26 protein-coding genes are annotated in these 22077 nt (G+C 72.8%); 11 read left to right on the top strand and 15 right to left on the bottom strand.

Going from position 1 to position 22077, the window contains the following annotated elements; all coding sequences use genetic code 11:
* Nucleotides 1-12: 12 nt before the first annotated feature.
* A complete protein-coding gene (locus tag ITJ55_RS06920) occupies nucleotides 13-537 on the bottom strand; it encodes a DUF664 domain-containing protein (protein WP_194594636.1) in 525 nt (174 codons plus the stop codon).
* Nucleotides 538-657: 120 nt separating this feature from the next.
* Here ITJ55_RS06920 and ITJ55_RS06915 point away from each other — a divergent pair, with 120 nt between their 5' ends.
* The gene (locus tag ITJ55_RS06915) at nucleotides 658-951 is read left to right on the top strand and encodes a hypothetical protein (RefSeq protein ID WP_194594635.1); all 294 of its coding nucleotides are present in this window, start codon (nucleotides 658-660) and stop codon (nucleotides 949-951) included.
* 12 nt (nucleotides 952-963) lie between these two features.
* Here the strand turns inward: ITJ55_RS06915 and ITJ55_RS06910 are convergent, their stop codons facing one another.
* A complete protein-coding gene (locus ITJ55_RS06910) occupies nucleotides 964-1314 on the bottom strand; it encodes a hypothetical protein (protein WP_194594634.1) in 351 nt (116 codons plus the stop codon).
* A 120-nt stretch (nucleotides 1315-1434) separates the two neighbouring features.
* On the opposite strand from ITJ55_RS06910, the gene ITJ55_RS06905 reads away from it, so the two are divergent.
* Both ITJ55_RS06905 and ITJ55_RS06900 read left to right on the top strand, forming a co-directional pair.
* Nucleotides 1435-2631 (top strand): FAD-binding domain-containing protein, encoded by a 1197-nt coding sequence (locus tag ITJ55_RS06905; RefSeq protein WP_194594633.1) that lies wholly within the window; start codon nucleotides 1435-1437, stop codon nucleotides 2629-2631.
* A gap of 202 nt (nucleotides 2632-2833) precedes the next feature.
* Nucleotides 2834-4363, top strand: coding sequence for a SulP family inorganic anion transporter (locus ITJ55_RS06900; RefSeq protein ID WP_194594632.1), 1530 nt, complete (start codon nucleotides 2834-2836; stop codon nucleotides 4361-4363).
* Between the two features lie 11 nt (nucleotides 4364-4374).
* On the opposite strand, the gene ITJ55_RS06895 is transcribed toward ITJ55_RS06900, so the two are convergent.
* Complete coding sequence (locus ITJ55_RS06895) at nucleotides 4375-5184, bottom strand: formate/nitrite transporter family protein (RefSeq protein WP_194594631.1); 810 nt, start codon at nucleotides 5182-5184, stop codon at nucleotides 4375-4377.
* A gap of 164 nt (nucleotides 5185-5348) precedes the next feature.
* On the opposite strand from ITJ55_RS06895, the gene ITJ55_RS06890 reads away from it, so the two are divergent.
* Nucleotides 5349-7109: an endo-1,4-beta-xylanase gene (locus ITJ55_RS06890; RefSeq protein ID WP_194594630.1), complete on the top strand. Its 1761-nt coding sequence runs from the start codon at nucleotides 5349-5351 to the stop codon at nucleotides 7107-7109.
* Nucleotides 7110-7173: 64 nt separating this feature from the next.
* On the opposite strand, the gene ITJ55_RS06885 is transcribed toward ITJ55_RS06890, so the two are convergent.
* The 8 genes from ITJ55_RS06885 to ITJ55_RS06850 all read right to left on the bottom strand — a co-directional run bounded on the left by ITJ55_RS06885 (nucleotide 7174) and on the right by ITJ55_RS06850 (nucleotide 13769).
* Complete coding sequence (locus ITJ55_RS06885; RefSeq protein ID WP_194594629.1) at nucleotides 7174-7998, bottom strand: Fpg/Nei family DNA glycosylase; 825 nt, start codon at nucleotides 7996-7998, stop codon at nucleotides 7174-7176.
* A 43-nt stretch (nucleotides 7999-8041) separates the two neighbouring features.
* Nucleotides 8042-8662 (bottom strand): class I SAM-dependent methyltransferase, encoded by a 621-nt coding sequence (locus tag ITJ55_RS06880; RefSeq protein ID WP_194594628.1) that lies wholly within the window; start codon nucleotides 8660-8662, stop codon nucleotides 8042-8044.
* Between the two features lie 279 nt (nucleotides 8663-8941).
* The gene (locus ITJ55_RS06875; RefSeq protein WP_370544056.1) at nucleotides 8942-9412 is read right to left on the bottom strand and encodes a MarR family winged helix-turn-helix transcriptional regulator; all 471 of its coding nucleotides are present in this window, start codon (nucleotides 9410-9412) and stop codon (nucleotides 8942-8944) included.
* 119 nt (nucleotides 9413-9531) lie between these two features.
* Nucleotides 9532-10272 (bottom strand): ZIP family zinc transporter, encoded by a 741-nt coding sequence (locus ITJ55_RS06870; RefSeq protein WP_194594627.1) that lies wholly within the window; start codon nucleotides 10270-10272, stop codon nucleotides 9532-9534.
* Between the two features lie 29 nt (nucleotides 10273-10301).
* A complete protein-coding gene (locus tag ITJ55_RS06865; protein WP_194594626.1) occupies nucleotides 10302-10982 on the bottom strand; it encodes an SDR family NAD(P)-dependent oxidoreductase in 681 nt (226 codons plus the stop codon).
* Between the two features lie 158 nt (nucleotides 10983-11140).
* On the bottom strand, nucleotides 11141-12313 hold the full coding sequence (locus ITJ55_RS06860) for a S26 family signal peptidase (protein WP_194594625.1): 1173 nt from the start codon (nucleotides 12311-12313) through the stop codon (nucleotides 11141-11143).
* Nucleotides 12314-12367: 54 nt separating this feature from the next.
* Nucleotides 12368-12967 (bottom strand): hypothetical protein, encoded by a 600-nt coding sequence (locus ITJ55_RS06855; RefSeq protein WP_056258913.1) that lies wholly within the window; start codon nucleotides 12965-12967, stop codon nucleotides 12368-12370.
* A gap of 205 nt (nucleotides 12968-13172) precedes the next feature.
* Nucleotides 13173-13769: a GrpB family protein gene (locus tag ITJ55_RS06850; protein WP_194594624.1), complete on the bottom strand. Its 597-nt coding sequence runs from the start codon at nucleotides 13767-13769 to the stop codon at nucleotides 13173-13175.
* Nucleotides 13770-13822: 53 nt separating this feature from the next.
* Here ITJ55_RS06850 and ITJ55_RS06845 point away from each other — a divergent pair, with 53 nt between their 5' ends.
* The gene (locus ITJ55_RS06845; protein WP_194594623.1) at nucleotides 13823-14176 is read left to right on the top strand and encodes a metalloregulator ArsR/SmtB family transcription factor; all 354 of its coding nucleotides are present in this window, start codon (nucleotides 13823-13825) and stop codon (nucleotides 14174-14176) included.
* 1 nt (nucleotide 14177) lies between these two features.
* Nucleotides 14178-15278 (top strand): cation diffusion facilitator family transporter, encoded by a 1101-nt coding sequence (locus ITJ55_RS06840; protein WP_194594622.1) that lies wholly within the window; start codon nucleotides 14178-14180, stop codon nucleotides 15276-15278.
* Here the strand turns inward: ITJ55_RS06840 and ITJ55_RS06835 are convergent.
* Both ITJ55_RS06835 and ITJ55_RS06830 read right to left on the bottom strand, forming a co-directional pair.
* Nucleotides 15265-15564: a rhodanese-like domain-containing protein gene (locus ITJ55_RS06835; protein WP_194594621.1), complete on the bottom strand. Its 300-nt coding sequence runs from the start codon at nucleotides 15562-15564 to the stop codon at nucleotides 15265-15267. The two genes, ITJ55_RS06840 and ITJ55_RS06835, sit on opposite strands and share 14 nt — an antisense overlap.
* Before the next feature lie 31 nt (nucleotides 15565-15595).
* Nucleotides 15596-16399, bottom strand: coding sequence for a hypothetical protein (locus ITJ55_RS06830; protein WP_194594620.1), 804 nt, complete (start codon nucleotides 16397-16399; stop codon nucleotides 15596-15598).
* Nucleotides 16400-16518: 119 nt separating this feature from the next.
* On the opposite strand from ITJ55_RS06830, the gene ITJ55_RS06825 reads away from it, so the two are divergent.
* Genes ITJ55_RS06825 through ITJ55_RS06810 form a run of 4 tightly spaced genes read left to right on the top strand, consistent with a single transcriptional unit; the run spans nucleotide 16519 to nucleotide 19748 of the window.
* Nucleotides 16519-17364 carry a phosphatase PAP2 family protein gene (locus ITJ55_RS06825; RefSeq protein WP_194594619.1) on the top strand — a complete coding sequence of 282 codons (846 nt, stop codon included), beginning with the start codon at nucleotides 16519-16521 and terminating at the stop codon, nucleotides 17362-17364.
* Nucleotides 17361-17990: a DedA family protein gene (locus ITJ55_RS06820; protein ID WP_194594618.1), complete on the top strand. Its 630-nt coding sequence runs from the start codon at nucleotides 17361-17363 to the stop codon at nucleotides 17988-17990. The genes ITJ55_RS06825 and ITJ55_RS06820 overlap by 4 nt, the downstream gene beginning before the upstream one ends.
* Nucleotides 17977-18648, top strand: a complete 672-nt coding sequence (locus ITJ55_RS06815; RefSeq protein ID WP_194594617.1) for a response regulator transcription factor — start codon at nucleotides 17977-17979, stop codon at nucleotides 18646-18648. Before ITJ55_RS06820 ends, ITJ55_RS06815 begins: the two co-directional genes overlap by 14 nt.
* A gap of 17 nt (nucleotides 18649-18665) precedes the next feature.
* A complete protein-coding gene (locus ITJ55_RS06810; protein WP_194594616.1) occupies nucleotides 18666-19748 on the top strand; it encodes a HAMP domain-containing sensor histidine kinase in 1083 nt (360 codons plus the stop codon).
* Nucleotides 19749-19820: 72 nt separating this feature from the next.
* On the opposite strand, the gene ITJ55_RS06805 is transcribed toward ITJ55_RS06810, so the two are convergent.
* Nucleotides 19821-20426 carry a hypothetical protein gene (locus ITJ55_RS06805; protein WP_228497575.1) on the bottom strand — a complete coding sequence of 202 codons (606 nt, stop codon included), beginning with the start codon at nucleotides 20424-20426 and terminating at the stop codon, nucleotides 19821-19823.
* 175 nt (nucleotides 20427-20601) lie between these two features.
* On the opposite strand from ITJ55_RS06805, the gene ITJ55_RS06800 reads away from it, so the two are divergent.
* Nucleotides 20602-20901 (top strand): DUF1905 domain-containing protein, encoded by a 300-nt coding sequence (locus ITJ55_RS06800; RefSeq protein WP_194594615.1) that lies wholly within the window; start codon nucleotides 20602-20604, stop codon nucleotides 20899-20901.
* A gap of 6 nt (nucleotides 20902-20907) precedes the next feature.
* Here ITJ55_RS06800 and ITJ55_RS06795 read toward each other — a convergent pair whose 3' ends face one another.
* Nucleotides 20908-21966 carry a hypothetical protein gene (locus ITJ55_RS06795; RefSeq protein WP_194594614.1) on the bottom strand — a complete coding sequence of 353 codons (1059 nt, stop codon included), beginning with the start codon at nucleotides 21964-21966 and terminating at the stop codon, nucleotides 20908-20910.
* Nucleotides 21967-22077 lie beyond the last annotated feature (111 nt).

Genomic DNA, 22077 nt, shown 5'->3' with positions numbered 1-22077 from the left:
GCGTGCTCGCCGTCATCGAGGGCTCTGACGCCGCGCCTGCCGATCCGTGAACTCGGTCAGGACGAGACGCTGACGGCCGTCGATCAGTTCGCGTGCCGCGTCGAGGTGCCCGGCATGGGCCGCCGTCTCGGTGATGACGTGCAGCGTCGTGGCGAGCAGGTCGCGGTCGGGAATCCACGGATGCGCCTCGAAGGCCCGGCGGGGTGGGTGAGCGTCGAGTTCGGTCGCCAGCAGTGTCTCGTCGCTCCGGCCGGCGGCCTTCCCGTAGTCGTCGAGCACCTGCTCGGGCCGGGGCCACTCCGTGGGGTGCCACACGTCGTCGTCGCTCGGCAGGTCCAGCCGTCGACCGAGCACGACGCCCTCGAACCAGAACGTCTCGACGTCGAAGGTCAGATGCCGAATCAGGCCGAGGGGAGACCAGCCGGACGGCAAGAGGGGTCGGACCAGCCCGTCCGCGTCGAGACCGTCGACCGCGTCGACGACGTGCTGGCGCTGTTCTCGGAGCGCGGCCGAGAGAGCCGCTCGGACGTCGGTCATGGTGCCAGCATCCCCGCGAGGCACCACGATGACAAGGGGTCGTCGCCTCCTCGATGCGGCGCGCGCCGCGCTGGCCGTCTTCACCACGCTGATCCCACCGACGCGACGCATTCCACGAACGTGTTCCGCTCGCGTGTGGCGGTGCTCGCCGTCGTGGTGCTCACGCTGTACCCGGACGGCGCCCCGTACCCGACGGTCACGTGCGATCCGGGCTTGCCCTACCTCGCTCCCACCGCGGTGGAGTCGACTGCGGACATCCTCTTGTTCGTGCCGGTCTCGTTCCTCGCGGGGGTGCTCTGGCGTCGGCCGGTGGTGGCAGTGATCGGCGCGGTCGTGCTCGCGGCGACCGCGCTCGCGTGGCACCGGCGCTGCACGCGACGCCGGACCTCGTCGCCCACGCGAGACACGCCGTGACGGCGGCCAGGGTCACTCCTGGTCGTCCAACCAGTCGTCGATGTCGAGGCGTCGAGGGTCGGTTTCGTCGGCAGGTTGGACGGGTGCGGTGTCGACGTGTTGAGCCAGGCGGGCCTCGATGTAGGCGGTCGTCTCGTCGTTGTCGGGTTCGGGGAGGGAGTTGTTCGTCGTCTCGGCGACGAGGGGGACCCCGGGGGACAGGAACAACGTCGCCGTCACGACGTCCCCGTCGGCGTCGATGGCGGTGATGTCGACGGAGTCGGCCGAGCGGGTCTCGCCGAGCATCGCCGCGTACTCGAGGATGGCGTCGGCGACGCGATCACCCACCAGGAAGTTCTTCCCTGCGAACGTGATGTGCTTCATGGCCGCCTCGCCGACAGTCGGTGGTCCGGACGACTGCTCTGGAAGCTATACCCGCGGGCCTCGATCCGCCAGGTGGACGGCGGCCGTCGTCCCCCAGCGCGCGGAGCGCATGATGGAGCCGTGTTCATCCCCACCAGAGAGGCCGGTCTCGAGGCCTTCCACGATTTCGTCCCCCGTGCCGGGTCGGCCTACGCCCGTGACCGCAACCACGACCTCGGGGCCGCCCGCGAGAACGTCTCGGGGCTGTCTCCGTACCTCCGCCACCGCCTCCTGACCGAGCGGGAGGTGCTCGGCACCGTCCTGGCGCACCACAGCCCGGGGGCGTCGGAGAAGTTCGTGCAGGAGGTGTTCTGGCGCACCTACTGGAAGGGCTGGCTCGAGCAGAACCCCGAGGTGTGGCGGCGGTACCGGCACGACGTCGACGCGCTGCTGGCCGGTGACCTCCCTGCCGACCACGAGGCCGCCGTGAGCGGGCGGACGGGCATCGCCGCCATGGACGCCTGGGTGCACGAACTCGTCGAGACCGGCTACCTCCACAACCACACGCGCATGTGGTTCGCGAGCATCTGGATCTTCACCCGCGGCCTGCCCTGGCAGCTCGGCGCCGACTTCTTCTACCGGCACCTGCTCGACGGGGACGCCGCCTCCAACACCCTCTCGTGGCGATGGGTCGCCGGTCTGCAGACCAAGGGCAAGACGTACCTCGCGTCGGCAGCCAACATCGCCCGGTACACCGACGGTCGCTTCGCACCCGAGGGCCTGGCCACCACGGCTCGTGCGCTGTCCGAAGAACCGTTGCCGCCCAGGGCGGCGATCGACCCCGACGACGTCGTGGGGACCGTCGGTGGACGAGTCGGGCTGCTGCTGCACGAAGAGGACCTCGAGGCGGCGAGCCTGCTCGAGGAGCACCCGGGCCTCGCCTCCGCCCTGGCGGCCACCGCCGTCGGCGCCGACCCGGCGGGACGCTCACCCCTCGGGGCGTCCGCCGCGGTGCACGCCTTCACCACGGGCGCCGTCGCCGATGCGGCAGCACGGACCGTCGACTCCACCGGCCGCCCCGCCCAGACGTTGCCCGACCCGCTGCCGTCGAGCCTCGTCGACTGGGCGGTGTCCGAGGGGCTCGACACGGTCGTGACGCCGTACGCCCCGGTCGGCCCGGTCGCCGAACGACTCGCGGCGTCACGCTCGGCCCTCGCCGAACGGGGCATCGACCTCGTCACCCTGCGTCGACGGTGGGACGGCGATACCTGGCCCCACGCCTCACGCGGGTTCTTCCCGTTCCGGGAGCGGATACCGGAACTGGTCCGCGAGCTCTAGCCCGCACGGCCCCCGAGGGGCGACGTCGGAGGTCCGGGTCGAACCGGCAGAGGTTGAACCCTACCCTCACGTAAGGGTAGGGTTGGGGCATCGCCCATCGGGCCCACCCTCTTCTGCCGGATCTCAGTGATCGGCTCGCGCGCCGTCGCGCTCAGACCTCACCCTCGCGGACCGTCGTCCGCCCCTCGAACGGAGCATCCCCATGCCCATCGCCGCCCAGGCCCCCTCTGTCGTGCAGTCGACGCACGACTCCGGGCCCACCGTCCTCGACGCCCTCCGACGCCCCAAGCTGCTCAGCCGTGAAGTCGTCGCCGGCCTCGTGGTCGCCCTCGCCTTGATCCCCGAGGCGATCTCGTTCTCGATCATCGCCGGCGTCGACCCCCGCGTCGGCCTCTTCTCGTCGTTCGTGATGGCCGTCTCGATCGCGTTCCTCGGCGGTCGACCCGCCATGATCACGGCTGCCACGGGCGCCATCGCCCTCGTCATCGCCCCCGTCGCCCGCGAGCACGGCCTGGACTACTTCATCGCCACCGTCATCCTCGCCGGCGTCTTCCAGCTGGTCTTCGGCCTCGTCGGCGTCGCCAAGCTCATGCGCTTCGTGCCCCGCAGCGTCATGGTGGGCTTCGTCAACGCCCTCGCCGTCCTCATCTTCACGGCGCAGCTGCCGAACCTCGTCGACGTCCCCTGGGTGGTCTACCCGCTCGTCGCGATCGGCATCGCGATCATGGTCTTCCTGCCGCGACTGTCGAAGGTCGTGCCGGCGCCACTCGTCGCGATCGTCCTCCTCACCGCCGCGACCGTCGTGGCAGCGATCGCCGTCCCGACGGTGGGTGACGAGGGCGAGCTGCCCGACAGCCTCCCGCACCTGTTCCTCCCGTCGGTGCCGCTCACCTGGGAGACCTTCACGATCATCGCCCCGTACGCCGTCGCGATGGCCCTCGTGGGCATCCTCGAATCGCTCATGACCGCGAAGCTGGTCGACGACATCACCGACACCCGCTCCCGCAAGACCCGTGAGACGCTCGGCCAAGGAGGGGCGAACATCCTGTCCGGCTTCTTCGGCGGCATGGGCGGCTGCGCGATGATCGGCCAGACGATGATCAACGTCAAGGCCTCGGGCGCTCGCACCCGCATCTCGACGTTCATGGCCGGAGTCTTCCTCCTGGTCCTCGTCGTCGGCCTCGGCGACGTCGTCGCCGTCATCCCGATGGCCGCGCTCGTGGCCGTCATGATCATGGTCAGCGTCGGCACCTTCGACTGGCACAGCATCCGGCCCTCGACCCTCCGGCGCATGCCGCTGGGCGAGACCGTCGTCATGGTCCTGACCGTGGTCGTCGTCGTCGCGACCCACAACCTCGCGATCGGCGTCGTGGTCGGGGTCGTCGCGGCCATGATCGTCTTCGCCCGCCGGGTCGCCCACCTCGCGACCGTCGAGCGCACCGTCGGCACCGCCACCGACGGGACCGAGGAGGCGCGCTACACCGTCACGGGCGCCCTGTTCTTCGCCTCGAGCAACGAGCTCACCACCCAGTTCGAGTACGTCGGCGACCCCGAGGCGGTCGTCATCGACCTCTCGGGGTCACACGTCTGGGACGCCTCGACCGTCGCTGCCCTCGACGCGGTCACGACCAAGTACGCACGCCACGGCAAGCACGCCCGCATCGAGGGCATGAACGCCTCGAGCGAGGCCATGCACGGCCGCCTCGCGGGCACCCTCGGCGGCGGGCACTGAGAGCGGGCGCGCTAGTCGTTCTCCCGGCGGGCCTTCGCGACCAGCTCCTTCGTGCGGAGCAACCGGAGGGCCGTGACGAGGACCAGCCCGCCCAGGACGTTGAAGAGCAGCGTGTAGCCGAACCACCCCGCCCACTGGGCGTAGGTGACGGCGCTCCCCGCGTGGATGGCACCGAAGATCAGGAGCGAGTCGAGGATGGAGTGGAACAGCTGGAGACCGGCCAGCAGGAACGCCCCGGCGACGGCGGCGGCGATCTTCGCGGGGTCGGAGGTCGTCCCGTGCTGCATGCGGGTCATGAGCGTGATCGTGCTGCCGCCGAGGACGGCGAGGACGACGGTCTGCAGTGAGAAGGGCGCATCCACGAAGTGGTGGGCGGACTCGTCGAGGGTCGTGTGCCACTCGGGGAAGGCCTGGACGACGAGCCACATGAAGAGCCACCCGCCGGCGAGGTTGGCGACCAGCGTGGCGCCCCAGAGCTTCACGAGTTGGAGGAACGTGCCCTCCTTCGCGGCCAGGGCGGCGATCGGCAGGAGGAAGTTCTCGGTGAAGAGCTCGGAGTGCGCGAGCAGCAGGGCGAGGAACCCGACGCTGAACGCCAGGCCCGCCAGGAGGTGGCTGCCCGTCTCGGTCAACACGGCGAGCATCGCCATGACGCCCAGGCCGACCTCGAGCCCGCCGAAGAACCCCGTGATGAGTGTGGTCCTGAGGGTGCGGTGCAGTCGTTCGGCGCCCTCTTCGACGGTCGCGTCGAACGACTCGTCGAGTTCGTCCTCGACGGGTTCGTCCGACTCGCCCAGTTCTCGCCGACGTCGTTCGCTCATCGCACGCCCCTTTCGTGAGGCGGATCTCGTCCTCCGGATGAACAGTAGAGGCGAAGCGCGTGGCGCGCGTGCCGCTGTCCCGCGTCCCGGCCCGTGGCGTCCCCGGCCGTCGCCGTCTGCCGGCCCGCGCCTCCTCGTCTCGTCTCGACGCTACGGTGTCGTGCATGAGCCCTGACGCCCTCGAGCCCGTGGCGGGCCCGACCACTCGTCGGCTGGGCCGGAGCCGGGCCCGGGCCCGGGGCCGGGGCCGGGGCCGGGGCCTGGTGACCGTCGTCCTCCTCGTGTTGACCGGCTGCACCTCGACGCATTCGTCACCACCGGAGCAGGGCACGGTCGTGGACCTGCTGCAGCAGGACTGGCGGCACGTGCCGGGGGTCGTCGCCGACGACGACGGCCTGCGGGTGGGCACGACCGCGCGGAGCATCGTCCGGCAGGACGGCTCGGGCGGCCAGCCGGACCCGCCGGTCGACCTCGCGGGGACGCACCTGGTGGCACCCGACGACTTCACGGTCCGCGCCTCCTTCGCGGACGTGACCGCCGACGCCACCCTCGCCGTCTACGACGCTCCGCCGGTGATCGCCGACGAGTTCCGCCTCGAACCCGCCGGCGTCCACCTCACGGTCCGCGGTGACGACCTCGGCATCACCGTCTTCGACGGGTCGGCCCCGGAGGACGCGACCGACCCCCGGCCGGTCGTGGACGAGCACGTGACGACCTCGGGCCCCGAGGCCGAGCTCTCGGTACGCCGGGCCGGCGACCTGCTCGAGGTGACCAGCGACGGAGAGACGGTCGCCTCGATGCCCCTCGGCGACGTCTTCGGTTCGGGCGAGCTGTGGTGGGGACTGTCGAGCGACGAGGGCTCCTTCGCGGTCGACTCGTTCAGCGCCGCCGCGCCGGCAGGGGCGGAACTCTCGACCGCAGGCCCCGCGGCGGCAGGCGAGGGCCGATCCTCGGACGGCCTGCAGGCGCTCGCCGCTCGCTCCCGCCCGGACTTCGTCATCGGCGCGGCCGTGGCCCTCGGCCCGCTCGCCTCGGACCCCGCGTACGCGAGGGAGTTCGTGGGCGACTTCGGGGGCCTCACCGTCGAGAACGCGATGAAACCCCAGGCGATCTCGCCGCGGCAGGGTGAGTACCTCTTCGACGAGGCCGACGCCCTCCTCGACCTCGCCGAGAGCCAGGGCATGGCCGTGCACGGCCACACCATCGCCTTCAGCGAGGCGATGCCGCGCTGGATGCAGGAGCTGCCCGTCGACACCGAGGCGGACCGTCGTGCGAGCGCGGACGTCCTGCTCGACTACGTGACGACCGTCGTCTCGCACTTCCGCGGCCGGCTCGACTCGCTCGACGTCGTCAACGAACCGTTCGACGTCGACCAGGGGACCGAGCTGCAGCAGAACGTCTGGTACCAGGTCTTCGGCCCCACCTACCCGGTGGTCGTCTCGCAGGCCGTCCACGACGCCGACCCCGACGTCCGGCAGTTCGTGAACGAGAACGGCGCCGACGTGCCGGGTCCGCGCCAGGACGCGCTGCTGCAGTTGGCCCTCGACACGAACGCGGCCGGTGGGCACGTCGACGGCGTGGGGCTCCAGGCCCACGTGTACGACCTCGACACCGACGCCCTCTCGGCCGACGACCTCGCCGAGACGTTCGACGCCTTCGAGGACGCCGGCCTGCTCGTCCGCATCTCGGAGAACGACGTCACCGACGACGAGGGTCAGGACGCCCAGGCCGAGCAGTACGCCACCGTCCTCGCAGCCTGCCTGCGTTCGGAGACCTGCGTCTCGTACACGACGTGGGGGGTCGACGACCGGTACGACTGGTTCGCTGACGACGACGGCCGCCCGCAGCAGGGGCACGACCTGCTCTTCGACGACGGTGCGCCCACCCCCGCGTACGACGCGATGCGGAGGGCGCTGGCCGATTGAGGCGGTCGCCCCCGCGGGCCGAGCCCGTCCGCTCGGGTGACTCGGCGTCGTCGTGGTCCTGCCGTCAGCCGCTCGTCGAGCCCGTCGAGCCCGCCGCGGGCTGGCACCGCGGGCACCACCACGCCCGGCGCGAGCGACCGTCGGGGCCGGGCGGGTCGTCACGGGCCTCGACGCGGGTGCCGCACCGCAGGCACGGGCGACCGGCCCGGCCCACCACCCAGTGCGTCTCGCCGCGGCGGGTGCGGCCCGTGGTGACCTGGTAGGCGCCCGGGGTCGTGGCCGAGAAGCGCAGCGCCCGGGCCGCGACGTCGACGAGCTTGACGACGTCGACCTCGCCGATCGGGGTCGCCGGGTGGACGCCGCGCAGGAACCCCACCTCGTTGGCCCACAGGTTGCCGAGGCCGGCCATCGGACGCTGGTCGAGCAGCGCCGCACGGACGGTGACGTCGGGGCGTGCGGCCAGGCGACGTCGCGCCTCCTCGGGGTCCCAGTCGGGGCGCAGCGGATCGGGGCCGAGGTGGCCGATCAGGGTGTGCTCGTCACGGGTCGGCACGAGGTCGACGACCGGCAGGTCGACGCCCCACAGGGTGTGGCCGTCGTCGAGCCGCGCCCGCACGCGCACCTGCCGCTGCAGCCGCGACGGAAGGGCGCGGCCCGGTCGGGTGAGGGTCCACGAGCCCTGCATCCGCAGGTGGGTGTGCAGCGTGGTGGCGTCGTCGAGGCGGGTCAACAGGTGCTTGCCGTGGGTGTCGACCTCGACGACGCGCCGACCGGCGAGCGAGTCGCCCGCCCGGCCGCCCGACCGCAGCTCGCCGTCGACGACGAGCCGGTCGACCAGCGACGGACGGAGGCGCGCCGCCAGTCGGTGGACGCTGTCACCCTCCGGCATGCCGCGATGCTACCCGGCGTGCTGCGGTGGCAGCCGGGCGGGCCTACCGGGCGAGCCGGGCGACGAGGGCGCCGTGGGGTCTGGGGCCGGAGGTCGGCCCCGTGCGCGTGTGGGTCTCGAGCACGTCGAACCCGGAGGCGCGGAGGGCGTCCGCGAGGAGGTCGGGCGACCAGCGCCAGGCGGTGGTGATCGCGTGGTCGAACGGTTCGACGGTCGACCCGGTGAAGAAGCCGACGAGCAGCCCGCCACCTGGTCGGAGGACCCGCGCGAACTCGTCGAGGGGCCGACGGACGTCGCCCGGGTCGTGGTGGATCAGCGAGTACCAGGCGAGGACGCCCGAGAACTCACCCGGCCCGTACGGCAGGGCGTCGACGTCGGCCAGGTCGAACGGCACGGTGGGGTGGGCCCGGCGGGCGTGCTCGACGAACTCGGGCACCTGGTCGATGCCGCGCACGTCGACGCCCTCGGCCGCGAGGTGCCCGGACCAGTGGCCGGGACCGCAGCCCGCGTCGAGCACGGGGTGCGCGAGCCCGTCGGGGCCGAGTCCTGCCGCCCACGACGTGACGAGGTGCTCGTCGGCCGGGTGCACCGACGACATCGAGCCGAGGTGCCGGGCGTACTCGCCGGCCCGCTCGGCGTAGCGCGCCGCGACGTCCGATCCCATGCCCGAAGCCTAGGAGGCCGGCCCCGCCCGAGGTCGCACCACGTTCGCGTCGTCGAACCACACTCCGGCGTGGTTCGACGACGCGACGGTGGTGCGACCTGGGCGTGGTGGTGCGGACGGGGTGGTGTGGCACCGCCAGGTGAGCATCGCACCGCCGAATTTGGCGGTGCGATGCTCACCTGGCGGTGCGACACGGGCAGGAGGCGCGGCGTCGGCGGCCGCGCACGCCCCGGAGGCGCGGGGTCGGCGGGCGCGCAGCCCGGCCCCCGGCCGCGTGGGTCAGGAGGTGGGCTCGCGGGACGCGGCGTCGAGTGCCGCGGCGATGCTGTCGAGCTGGGGGAGGGCCTCGGCGATCGTCTCGTCCGTGCCCGTGGTCGAGAGGACGTACTGGTACGCCTCGGTCAGGGCGGCGGTGGTGGCCTCGCCCGCGGCGGTGAGGTGCAGGAAGAGACTGCGCCGGTCGTCGGGGTGGCGGGTGCGGACGACGTGGCCCGACTTCTCGAGCCGGTCGACGACGGCGGTCGTCGCGCCGGTGCTGAGCAGCAGCTCGTGCGACAGGGTGCCGGGCGTCATGCCCGGTGCCTCGCCGATCGCCACGAGGGCCGACAGCTCGGTGTGACCCATGCCGATCACCTTCGCCGCGTGCAACCGGTAGCGCCGGTGCGCCTCGTCGAGGGTCCGGAGGGTGGACGCGAGCAGCCGGACGGACTCCGGATGGTTCTCCGGGGTGGCGGGAAGGTCGGGGCTCACCGATGCAGGATATTAGAGCGCCGACCCCTGAGGCGCCGCCCCTTCGCAGAACGGATGACCCAGTTCGGGGCCGACGGCTGGCATGCCCGGCCCCGGCCGACCCGGCCGACCCGGACGACTCAGGCGACCTGGTGCACGACGTAGCTCGCGACGAAGCCGAGCACCGTGACCAGGCCGGTCAGGGTCTGCGTCTTGCGGAACGCCTCGGGGATCATCGTGTCGCAGATCATCGCGAGGATGGCCCCGGCCGCGAACGCCATCACGAACGACTGGCCGCCCTCGGGCACGCCGCCCAGCAGGGCGTACCCGCCGAGCGCGGAGAGGGCGCACACCACGGCGATGCCCGACCACAGCCCGAAGACGTAGCGGGCCGACCGGCCCGACGACTTGAGGTCGGCCGTGCTCGACATGCCCTCGGGGAAGTTCGAGATGACCACGGCGACGAGCACCGCGATGCTGAGCGAGCCCCCGCCCGTCAGGCTCACGCCCTGCACGGCGGTCTCGGGCACCCCGTCGAGCAGCGCGCCGAGGGCGATGCCGAGGCCGGTTCCCGACCCCGCCGACCCCCGGCTGTGGCGCTTGCGGCGGAAGCCCCCGTGCTCGAGCAGCTGATCGAGCACGACGTAGACGACGGCACCGGCCAAGAACCCGGCGAGGGTCGGCACGAGTCCGCCGCTGGTCGTCGCCTCGTCGACGAGGTCGAACGACAGGGCGGAGATCAGCACGCCGGCGCCGAAGGCCATCACGAGCGCGACGGCCTCGCGGGGCACCTTCACGAACCACGACACCACCGCCCCGACCACGAGCGAGAGACCCGAGAGCAGACCGGCGAGCGAGGCGAGGAGGAGCGGTGACGGCACGAGGTCAGGTCTAGTCCTCGGGTCGCCGGTCAGTAGTCGATGCGGCCGCGGCGGTCGTGGAACTCGCCGGTGGGCCCGTCCGGGCCGAGCTGGGCGAGGGCGACCGTGGCGTCCGTGCCCTCGGTGACGGTCTGGTGGCCGCCGTGCCCGTTGAAGTCGGTCGCGGTGTAGCCCGGGTCGCTGACGTTCACCCGGAAGGTCGGCAGGTTCTTCGCGTACTGCACGGTCAGGGCGATCACGGCCGCCTTCGACGCGGCGTAGGGCACTGCGGCGACGGGGAACTCGTCGTGGCCCTCGGTGCTCAACCAGCGTGGCCAGCCCACGCCCGACGCGACGTTCACGATGACGGGTCGCCCGGAGCGGCGCAGCAGGGGCAGCGCCGCCTGGGTGACGCGCACGATGCCGACGACGTTGACGTCGAGGACCTCGCCCAGGGCCTCGGGCGTGAGGTCGTCGACGCCGAACGACGAGCCGAGGACGCCCGCGTTGTTCACGAGCACGTCGAGCTCGGGCAGCGAGGCGAGGGCCGCGTCGACGCTCGCCTGGTCGGTGACGTCGAGCTGCACGGCGTGGGCGCCGAGGGCCCGGACGGCGTCGCCCGAGTCGAGGTCGCGCATGCCCGCGTAGACGGTGTGGCCGGCGTCGAGCAGGCGCCGGGCGGTCTCGAGGCCGAGGCTCTTGTTGGCCCCGGTGATCAGTGTGGTGGTCATGGAGCCATGGTGCGCCTCGCCTCCCACCGTGACCCGGGCCCCGCACGACGGGAGGACCGTCGGTGCCACCCGCGCAGGGCCGTCAGAGCCGTCGGTGCCACCCGCGCAGGGCCGTCAGAGCCGTCGGGGCCGTCGGGACCGAGGACGGTCGGCGGCCGTCAGCAGCGGACGGCCGAGACGAGCAGCAGGGCGGTCACCTGGACCGAGGTCGTCGAGGTCGACGTGGCCGTCCACGAGCCGGCGAGCGTCGTGCGCACGGTGAGCGTGTAGCGGTTGCCGAGGGCGAGCAGGGCGCCCTGGTCGTAGGTGACCGACCGCTGGGTGCCCGCCGTCGTCGTCGCGAGGACCGTGCTGCCGTACAGCAGCTCGAACTTCTCGGGGGTCTCGCCCGAGTACGACCAGCCGATCACGACGCCGCTCGAGCCGCTGGTGTTCGTGCAGGTCAGGGCCGTCGGGGCGACGACCGTCGTCGCCGTCAGCGAGCTCGTCGGCGAGGCCGTCGTCGCCCGGAACGGGGCGGCGACGGCCTCGGCGGGCAGCATCAGGCCGATCGTCGAGGTGGCGATCACGGCGGCCGAGACGGCCGCGGTGGTCCGGCGACGTCGGGTCCGGCGGTGCAGCCGACGGTGCAGCCGACGGTGCAGGCGGCGGGGCGTCGTCGGGGCCGCGAGCCGCGCCTCCTCGTCCTCGCCTGCTCGCTCGCCGCCGCCCGGAGGCGACGCGTCGCCGTCGACATCGGTCGCCGAGGAGGCGCGGCGACGGAGCGGGGAGTCGAGCGTCGTCAGCACGAGCAGCACCGCGAGGGCCGCCGCCGCGAGGCCGAGGTGCGCCCAGTCGCCCTCGCGCGCCCAGACGACGGGCAGCCCGACGGCGGGGACGCGGACCATCGCCACCCCGTGCACGGCCTCGCGCGCGACGGGGCTCGAGTCGGCGGACGGGTTCGCGTCGCCCTTGGTGACGATCGCCCCGTCGACGCCGGGGGCGTCGAACCGGTGCAGACGCAGGTGGCCGGCCTGGTCGGGGTCGTCGAAGAGCAGCACCTGGCCCTGGTGCAACGAGAGCGGGTCGACGGGTCGCGAGACGACGACGTCGCCGACGTGGATGCGCGGTGCCATCGAGCCGGTCATCACCGTGGTGGGCTGCCAGCCGAGCACCGCCGGGGCGACGGCCCAGAAGGCGAGGCCGAGCAGGGCGGCGACGACCCCGCGGGCCACCGTCGCGACGACGATGCGCGACCAGTCGGCGAGGCCGCCGGTGCCGACGGTGGCCGCCACGGACGCTCCTGCCGAGGCGTGGTGCCTCGGCAGGGCGTGCGCGGGGTGCGTGCTCACGACGGCCTCTCGTCCGGTGCGGGTGCTGCGGGCGCAGCGGGTCCGGGTCGCGGACTAGTTGTTCTGGGCCTCCCAGGTGAAGCCGATCGAGGCGGTCGCCGACTGCAGCGTGTTCGCCGCGCCGGTGGGCAGCGAGTACGTGATGCGGTAGACCTTCGACTCGCTCGCGGCGCCCGTGGTGGTCCACGAGCCGACGCCCGTCGCGAACGACGTGCGGCCGCTGCCGAACGCGGCGAGGGTGCCCGTGTAGGCCGTGCCGTTGGTGGCGTCGGCGGTGAAGCCGGTGCACGAGCCGAAGCCGCCGCCCGTGCCCTGCTCGATGGTGAGGTTCAGGGCCGAGCCGAGCGCGGTGCCCGGGGTGCCGCCGGCGCCGTAGAGGACGACGTTCGAGGGCAGCGAGCCGGTCGACGTCACCTTGATGCAGTTCGAGGCGGTCGAGCCGGGCTTGAGGTTGGTGGCCGTGAAGAGGGCGGCGTTCGCGTCGTCGTCGGTGAGGGCGACCGTGCCGGCCGTCCAGTTGCTCGTGGGGTTCGTGGTCGTCGCCGAGAACGCCGAGTACGACGCGGCCGAGACGAGCACGCCCGAGACGACGAGGGCGACGGGGACGCCGATGAAGGCGGCGAGACGGGCGGCACGGGGCGTGGAGATGGGCATGGCGGTGCTTCCTGATCCTGGAACGACGGTGACGGCGAGGCGGCGGGAGCACGGAGCGGTCGGGCGCGACTGGTGAGGTCGCGGACGGCCGGGCCGCTCGAGGGTGGTGGGCCCTCGACGTCTGCCGGGTGGTTCGATCACAAAGATAAGTGACGCTCGCCTTGCAGGCAAGAGCCGCGTGCGTCAGCTTTCGGTTCGTTTTCGGTCAGCTCACGTGTCGGCCCTCGCGGGCGGCACGGGCGCGCCCCTTGATCGCGGTGATCACCTCGGTCTTGGCGTCGGCGTAGTCGTTCATGTCGTCCCAGCGCCGGTCGAGCAGCTCGCGCTTGGTCGCCGCGTAGAGGTCGCGGTCGGCGGTGTCGGCCCGCAGGTGGTCGCGCAGCAGCAGGTACTCGTCGACCGCGGTCGCGCCGCGCTCGTAGACGTGGACGTGCACGTCGCGCTCGGGCGTGCGGACTAGTCGGTGCCCGGGTTCACGCACCCGCAGCTCGTAGCCCGCGGCGAGCAGCGGGTCGAGGTAGTCCTCCTCGGCCGTGATGTCGGGCACCACGACGACGACGTCGACGATCGGCTTGGCGGCGAGACCGGGCACGGCCGTCGAGCCGATGTGCTCGACCTGGACGTCACCGCCGGCCTCGGTGCCGGTCGGGGCCAGGGCCTCGACGATGCGGCGACGGTGCGCCTCGAACGCGGCGGGCCAGCGCTCGTCGTAGTCGTGCAACGTGATGCGCACCGGCTCGGCACCGCCCACGATGTCGGTGGTCGTGACGTCGGGGCGGCGGGGCGTTCGGTCGGCGGGCATCAGGAGATCTTGCCAGACGCTGGGATTCGGAGTCATTGTACTAGTATCTGCGCATGCACGTAGATAAGAAGACATGCGGTCTCGACCCCGATTCCGAGTACGTCGAGCTCGCCGTCGAGGTGTTCGCGATGCTGGCCGATGCGACCCGCATCCGCATCATCCTGGCGTTGCGCAACGCCGAGGAGCTGTCGGTGAACCACCTCGCCGACATCGTCGACAAGAGCCCGGCAGCGGTCTCGCAGCACCTGGCCAAACTCCGGCTCGCGCGCATGGTGCAGCCGCGCCGCGTGGGGACGACGGCCTTCTACCGCCTCACCGACGAGCACGCGTCCGAGCTGGTCGGCGACGCGGTCCGGCAGGCCGAGCACGTCGTCGGCAACGCACCGCACCACGCCGAGGGGCAGTGACGTGACTGGGCTCGACCACGACCACGACCACGACCACGACCACGACCAGGACCACGACCACGACCAGGACCACGGCGGCGGCCGCGACCACGGGCACGGGCACGGGCACGGGCACGACCACGGTGGCGGGCACGACCACGACCATCCGCACGGCCGCCTGGGCGGCTGGCTCCACGAGCTGTTCGTCCCGCACACGCACGACTCCGCCGACTCCGTCGACGACGCGCTCGAGGCGTCGGCGGCGGGGGTCCGAGCGGTCAAGATCAGCCTTTTCGTCTTGCTCGCCACGACGCTGCTGCAGGCCGTCCTCGTCGTCGTCACAGGCTCCGTCGCGCTGCTGTCCGACACGATCCACAACTTCGCCGACGCCCTCACGGCCGTGCCGTTGTGGATCGCGTTCGTCCTCGGGCGCCGGGTCGCGACGCGCCGGCACACCTTCGGCTTCGGGCGCGCCGAAGACCTCGCCGGCCTCTTCATCGTGGTCGTCGTGGCGCTCTCGGCCCTGGTCGCCGGGTGGGAGGCCGTCGACCGCCTCGTCCGTCCTCAGCCCGTCCAGGCGCCCTGGCTGCTCGTCGTGGCCGGTCTGGTCGGATTCGCCGGCAACGAGATCGTCGCCGTCTACCGCATCCGGGTCGGACGCCGCATCGGCTCGGCGGCGCTGGTCGCCGACGGCGTGCACGCCCGTCTGGACGGCTTCACGTCGCTGTCGGTCGTGGTGGGAGCCGTCGGCGTGCTGCTCGGGTTCCCGTTGGCCGACCCGATCATCGGTCTGCTGATCGCCGTCTCGATCGTCGTCCTGCTCTGGGGCACCGTGAAGTCGGTCGGTGCCCGCTTGATGGACGCAGTCGACCCCGACCTCCTCGACCGGGCCGAGCACGCGCTCGAGCACTCCGACGGGGTGCTCCACGTCCGCGGCCTCCGCCTGCGCTGGATCGGGCACCGATTGACGGGGTCGGCGTCGGTCGAGGTCGGGACGAACGACCTGGCAGATGCGTCGCGCATCGCCGACCACGCCGGTCTGCGCGTCCGCGGGGCCCTGCCGAACCTCGACGCCTTCGTCATCACACCGGTGCCCGCCGAGCGGCCTGTCACGAGCGGCTGAGCGGCAGCCCCGCCTCGATCCAGGCGGTCGTCCCGCCCACGACGTCCACGGCGTCGATCCCGTGGGCCACCAGGGCGGCCGTCGCCCGGGCGCTCCGCGAGCCGTCCCGGCTGATGAGGTGGACCGCGACCCCGTGGGGCATCTCGTCGAATCGGTCCGCGAGTCGCGACGGGTGCAGGTTGAGCGCACCGGGCACGTGGCCCTCGGCGAACTCGTCCGCGCCGCTCACGTCCACGACGAGCGGCGACGTCTGGGCCGCCAGCCGGTCGACCGTGATCTGCCTCACGTCGTCCTCCGTCCGCCCCGTCGGACGTGCATCAGCGCTGCAGGGCGGCGCGGGCGGTCCGACGTCCCGACCACGTCATGGCGACGACGACAACCGCGATCGCGACCAGGAAGATCACGCTCGTCGCGGTCGTGCCGAACCCGAGTCCGCCGTCGCCGGACGCCTGCGAGAGGAGGTCGCCGAGCGACGCCCCCAGGGGCCGCGTGAGCACGTAGGCCGCCCAGAACGCGACCACCGCGCCGAGGCCGAGGGCCCGGTGGGCCAGGGCGATCAGGGCGATGGCGGCCGCGAAGACCACCGCCGACGGCAGGTACCCGAGCGAGAGCTGCTCGCCCAGGAGGTCGCCGACGGCCGTGCCGAGCGCGAAGGTCAGCAGGATCGTCGTCCAGTAGAAGCCTTCGCGGCGACGGGTCGTGATGTCGTGGACCGAGAGCGTCCGCTCGACCGCGTGCCAGGTGCCGAACGAGACGGCCAGTGCGACGGCGAAGACCCCCGTCGAGACCCAGAGGCTCACGCCGAGCGAGTCGGTGAGCGTGTCGGTCAGCAGGGTCCCCACGACGCTGATGAGCACCACGGTGAGCCAGTAGACCCAGGGCACGTAGCGTCGCGACCGGAACTGCAGCACGAGCGCGACGACGAGCATCGCGGTCATGACGAGGCTGGTCACGGTGAGGCCGAGGCCGAGGCCATCGTTCAAGAAGTCGGCGAAGGTCTCGCCCACGGTGGTGCAGAGCACCTTGACCACCCAGAAGGCCAGCGTGACCTCGGGGACCTTGTTCAGCAGCGAGGAGGGGCGGCGGAGTGCCGGCCCCGTGCGTTCGGCTCGTGTCGTCATGCGGACGACCCTGACGACCGCGCTCCCAGAAAGCCCCCAGACGCCGGGACGAGGAGGCGCGGGTCGGCTCGTCCCCGTCCCTGGGCGGTTTCTGAGACGGCGACCGCGACCCTCGGGGCATGACCGCACTCGACAGGAGACCACCGGTGGCGACGCGGGGGACGCGACCCGCGCCTCCTGCCCTTCGTCCCGCTCGACGATCGGCCCACCGCGACGTCGTGGCCGCGACCGCGGGTGGAGTGGGCATCGTCGCGGTCGTCGCGTCCGGCCTCGTGATCACGTCCGGCGCCGGGGGAGTCGCGGCGACGGACCTCGACCTCGTCGAGCGCGTCAGCCGGATGCACTCGCCCCTCGTCGACGCGACGGCGTTGCTGATCGATCGCCTGCTCGGGCCGCAGCTCGGGGCCGCGATCGTCATGCTCGTCGCGGTCGCCGTGTGGGTGGCGACGCGACGGGTCGCCGAGGCGCTCACGGTCGCCGGCGTCGCGGTGCTGCCCTGGACGGCGGCCGAGACGGTCAAGGTGATCGTGGGGCGCGACCGACCCGACCCGCGCCTCCTCGTCGACCCGCTGCTGGTCGAGCCGCACTCGTTCTCGTTCCCGAGCGGGCACACCGCCCTGGCGACCGGCCTGGCGCTGGCGATCGTGTTCGTCGTCCGCGGGCGTCGTGCGCGGTGGTTCGCGGCCGTCGTCGCGACGCTCGGAGTCGTCGTCGTGGCAGGGTCCCGGGTCTGGATCGGCGTGCACTACCCCACCGACACCCTCGCGTCGACCGTGCTCGGCTGCTCGGTCGTCGCGCTCGCCCGTCCGCCGTGGCGGTGGCTGCTCGGCCGATTCGACCGCCCCGGCCGATTCGACCGGCCTGCCCGACCTGACCGACCCGACCGACCCGACCGACCCGCCCGGCCTGCCGTGACCCCACCCGGTGCCCCGTCGGTACCCGACCTCGAACGGAACCCCCGATGACCCTCTTCGATCCGCAGACGCTGCTCACCGCACTCGGCCCCTGGGCCCTGGGCGGGCTGTCCCTCATGGTCTTCGTCGAGTCCGGGCTGCTCTTCCCGTTCCTGCCGGGTGACTCGTTGCTCGTGACGGCCGGCCTGCTGCACCAGGGGCTCGGCCTGAGCGTCGCGGTGATCGCCCTCTGCGCCTTCGCGGCCGCCGCAGCCGGCGACCAGGTCGGGTTCTTCCTCGGCCACCGGTTCGGGCGACGCTGGTTCCGGCCCGACGCCCGGGTGCTCACGACGGCCCGCCTCGAGCAGGCCGAGGCGTTCTTCGCGCGGCACGGCGGCCCGGCCCTCGTGCTGGGCCGGTTCGTCCCCGTGGTGCGCACGTTCGTGCCGCTCGCCGCGGGGACCAGCGGCTACTCGTACCGCCGCTTCGTCGTGTGGAACCTCGCCGGGGCGTTCCTCTGGGCCGTGGGCATGACCGTGCTCGGCTCGCTCCTGGGCGGCCTGCCGTTCGTCGCCGACCACATCGACCTGCTGGCGATCGCGCTGGTCGCGGTGTCGGTGCTGCCCCTCGTGCTCGCCGCCGTGCGACGATCGGCAGGGACACGACGGCGGGAGGAGGCATCCGGTGACCGACCCTGAGACCCTGCCGCGCCTCCTGCTCGTCGAGGACGACCCCGAACTCGGGCCGATCGTCGCCGACGTGCTGGCCGAGGCGTGGCGCGTCGACCTCGTCGCCGACGGCCGGCGGGGGCTCGACGCCGCCCGTGCGGGGACGCACGCGGTGATCGTCGTCGACCGACGCCTGCCCGGGCTCGACGGCACCGAGCTGGTCGCGGCCCTGCGTCGCGACCACGTCACGACGCCCGTGCTGATGCTCACCGCACTCGGCTCGACGGCGGACCGGGTCGAGGGCCTCGACGTCGGCGCCGACGACTACCTCGTGAAACCGTTCGAGTTCGACGAGCTGTTCGCGCGCCTGCGGGCCCTGACCCGGTCGTTCGCGGCCCACGAACCGTGGCTCGACGTCGGCGAGGGCAGGCTGTTCGCCGAGAGCCGCGTCGTGGTGACGCCGTGGTCGAGCCGGGTGGTGCTGAGCGAGCGCGAGGCCGGGCTGCTGGCCGCGCTCGCCGAGCGACCCGACTACACCTTCGGTCGCGCCGAGCTGCTGGCCGCGGTCTTCCCGCGGGGTGAACAGCTCGGCACGGTCGACACCTACGTCAGTTACCTGAGACGCAAGCTCGACCGTGACGTCGTGCTGACCGTGCGCGGACGCGGCTACCGGCTCGGGGCGCTGTGACCGGGCGCGGGCAGCGGGTGCGGCGACGCACGGCGGGCACGACCCCGACGGCGCGGCGGCCGGACCCCGACGCGGCGGCCCTGCAGGTGGCGGCCCGCTCGATCGGGCGGCAGATCGTCGTCGCCTCGGCCGCGGTCGTCGTGGCCGCCCTGGCCCTGACGATCGCGTGGGTGCTGCACCAGAGCGTGCCCGCCGAACGGCTCGAGCAGGTCGCCGCGGCGAGTCAGGGCGAGGTGTTCGTGAGTGCCACCGACGTCGTGGCGGGCCTGGTCGTGCTCGGCCTCGCCGGCGTCGTCTTCGCCGGTCTCGTATCCGTCGTCATCGCGCGGCGGGCCGTCCGCCCGCTCGGCGACGCCCTGCGCCTGCAGCGCCGGTTCGTCGCCGACGCCAGCCACGAGCTGCGCACCCCGCTCGCCGTCCTCGACGCCCGGCTGCAGGCCCTCGAACGCCGGATCGACGGAGGCGCGGTGTCGGCGGACGCGCGGGTCGCCTCCGACGTGGCGCACCTCCGCCGCGACTCCCGTGCCCTGATCGACATCGTCGGGGACCTGCTCGAGGCCGTCGGCGGTGGTGACGGTGGTGGTGACGCAGACGCAGACGCACCTCCGGTCGTCGGCGTCGACGCCGTCGTCGCGGAGGTCCTGTCGTCGATGACCGTCCTGGCCGACGAACGGGAGATCCGCCTCGAACGGGTCGCTGCGGGTGAGGAGGCGCAGGTCGCGGTGCCGAGGACGAGCCTGCGACGGTCCGTCCTCGCCCTGGTCGACAACGCCCTCGGCCACGCGCCGGCGGGCTCGACCGTGGTGGTGACCGTCCGGGTCGAGGGGCGGGGCCCCTCCGCCGCGGTGGTCGTCGCGGTCGCCGACCGGGGCTCCGGCATCACGGGCATCGACCCGTCGCGCGTCTTCGACCGTTTCGCCCGGGCCGAGCCGACGGAGGGGTCGTCCCCGGGCGGCGGACGCCCCGGCTTCGGCATCGGGCTCGCCCTCGTGCGCGAGGTCGCCGGGCGTCACGGCGGCGACGTCCGGGTCGCGTCGACGTCCGGGGCCGGCACGACGATCGAGGTCACCCTGCCGCTGGCGCACCCGGCGGGTGGGTGACCCGGCCTCGGAGGACGTGCGCGAGCGCTTCGGTTCCAGTGGCAGATTCTCCCGCCCACGATTCCAGGCGCTTCAGTCCACGACGAGGCGGATCTGCGTCCCGTCGGGCAGGTCGGCGATCTGCCGCGCTATCGATCCGCGGAAGCCCATGCTCTGGGCGGCCGGCAGGTTCGCCAGGTTCGCGACCTCGTACGCTCCGCCCAGCACGAAGAGCTGCCGAGGGACGAGGCGGTGGTCCGGGGGCAGGGGGCCGTTCGCCACCTGCCACGCATGGGCCAGGACATGCCCCGTGGTCGACTCGTAGTCTGCGAGGAGGGCCGCGGCCCACGACTCCACCGTGGGTTCGAAGCGCTCCCTCGCTCCCGTCTCGGGTTCGAAGGTCCAGACGGCGTCCCCGTCGAGTGCGAACTGGACGCCGAAGGCGTCCTCGGCGAAGAACGTCAGGCCTGAAGCGAGGTCGCCGTACTCGTGACGCCAGAGGGACGCGGCGTTCCATTCCTCGAGCGACGTGACCGCCGACGGGCCGGTCGGGAAGACGTGGAGGGCCGACTCGAAGGCGTAGAAACCGTTCTTGCGGCTGAGCAGCGCGTCGAGGTGGTCGTGCCCGGTCGACGGTGTCGCGTCGTCGGCGCCCAGAGGCGGGCTCGCGATGGCGAGCAGGTCGTCGATGGCGGTCATGGTCTCGCTTTCCGGTGACGAAGGTCCGGTCTGACGTGGGTGCTCGGTGTTCGACGCACCGCCACGGGTCGACCGTAGTGCACAGCCCCGTCCTCGAACTTGGAGGCGCGGTGCCGCGGGGCGGCGGTGCACCGTAGATTCGGTGCGGGGCAGGTCACCGACGAGAGGAAGACCGATGGAGTTCCGCTTCGACGGCGACCTCTGGCGGTGGGAGAGCCGACGGGCCTTCTACACGTTCGTCAGCCTGCCGCCCGAGGTAGAAGACCACGTGCTGATGGTGGCCGGCGACCTGCTGCGCGGCTGGGGCTCGGTCCGGGTGGAGGCGCGGATCGGGTCGTCCACGTTCGCCACGTCGGTCTTCCCCCTGGGCGACGAGAACGCCTACGCCCTGCCGGTCAAGCGGGCCGTGCGTGACGCCCTGGGCGTCGGGGTCGGCGACACCGTCAGCGTGACGCTGCGCCTGCTCGACTTCTGAGCCGCCTCAGGGCCGGGCGTCCGCGTCGGAGTCGGCCCGCGCCTCCTGCGGGGTCACGGCGGGCGCGTCGGTCGGGGTTCGCGGGTCGGGGTCGGCCTCTGCGGCGTGCTCGCGGGCGTAGCGGCGGGCCCGGGCGATGCGGAGGACGGTCCACGGCAAGAACGCGACCAGCACCACGACGAGCACGACCAGCAGGGGCAGGGCGAACGGGTTGGTGCCCGACGACAGACCTTGCACCTGCTGGATCGCGATCCCGGCGTAGAGCATGACGAGGTAGGCGAACTGGAACGGGAGCGTGACCGCGACCACCTGGGCGTACCGTGCGGCGGCGACCCGCTCGGCGGGCTCGAGGTCGACCGCCTTGCCCCGGAGGACGACCTTGCCGACCTTCTGCACGAGCGCGGGGTCGCGGTCGGTGGCCTCCCTCAGGGCCCGGTTGAACGACAGCGAGGTCACCACGCAGGTGATCGCACCGGCGAAGAACGCGAGGGCCACAGCGAGCCCGAGGCCGCTCGCCAGCTCGCCCGACAGCCCGTCGACGGTCGTGAAGACCACGACGACGACGACCAGCCCGACCACGAGGACGCCGGTGAAGACGGCGGCGATCCGCACCACCTTGCGGACGATCTCGTGGGGCGTGATGGGCACCCAGGTCGGCGTCGCGTCCCCCGACGCGGCCTCGCGCCGCTGGACGGCCGGTCCGACGACCAGGGCGACGGCCGTCAGCAGGGCGCCGCCCCCGGCGTGGACGACGACGAGCCACCAAGGCGACCCGTTGATCACGGCGTAGGCGACGATCGCCGCCACTCCCGCGACCTCGGAGAGGACCACCCCGACGATCCACCGCCTCAGGAGGCGTCGGCGGGCCGCGTCGCCTCGGAAGTCCCAGTAGGCGGTGAGCGAGCCGAGGACCACGGGTCCGAAGACGAGGGTGACGAGGCTCGTCGTGGCCAACAGCAGGGTCCAGTCGACGCGGGGAGGCGCGGCGAAGACGACCAGGAGCGTCCCGCCCAGGGTGAGGACGCACGAGACGACGACGGAGACGATGAAGGCGGCGATGCGCACGGGCGGGACCTCTCAGGCGGTCGCGCACGGATCGGGCACCGATGCTGACGACTTCTCGACAACATACCGGCTGGGCGAACCCGAGGCCTTGACGGCGTACCGGGGCAGGAG

Origin of the sequence: Frigoribacterium sp. VKM Ac-1396 (assembly GCF_015350895.1) — a bacterium.
Classification (GTDB): Bacteria; Actinomycetota; Actinomycetes; order Actinomycetales; family Microbacteriaceae; genus Frigoribacterium.
Note: the sequence above shows the minus strand (reverse complement) of the source record. Positions and strands in the feature narration are given on the sequence as shown.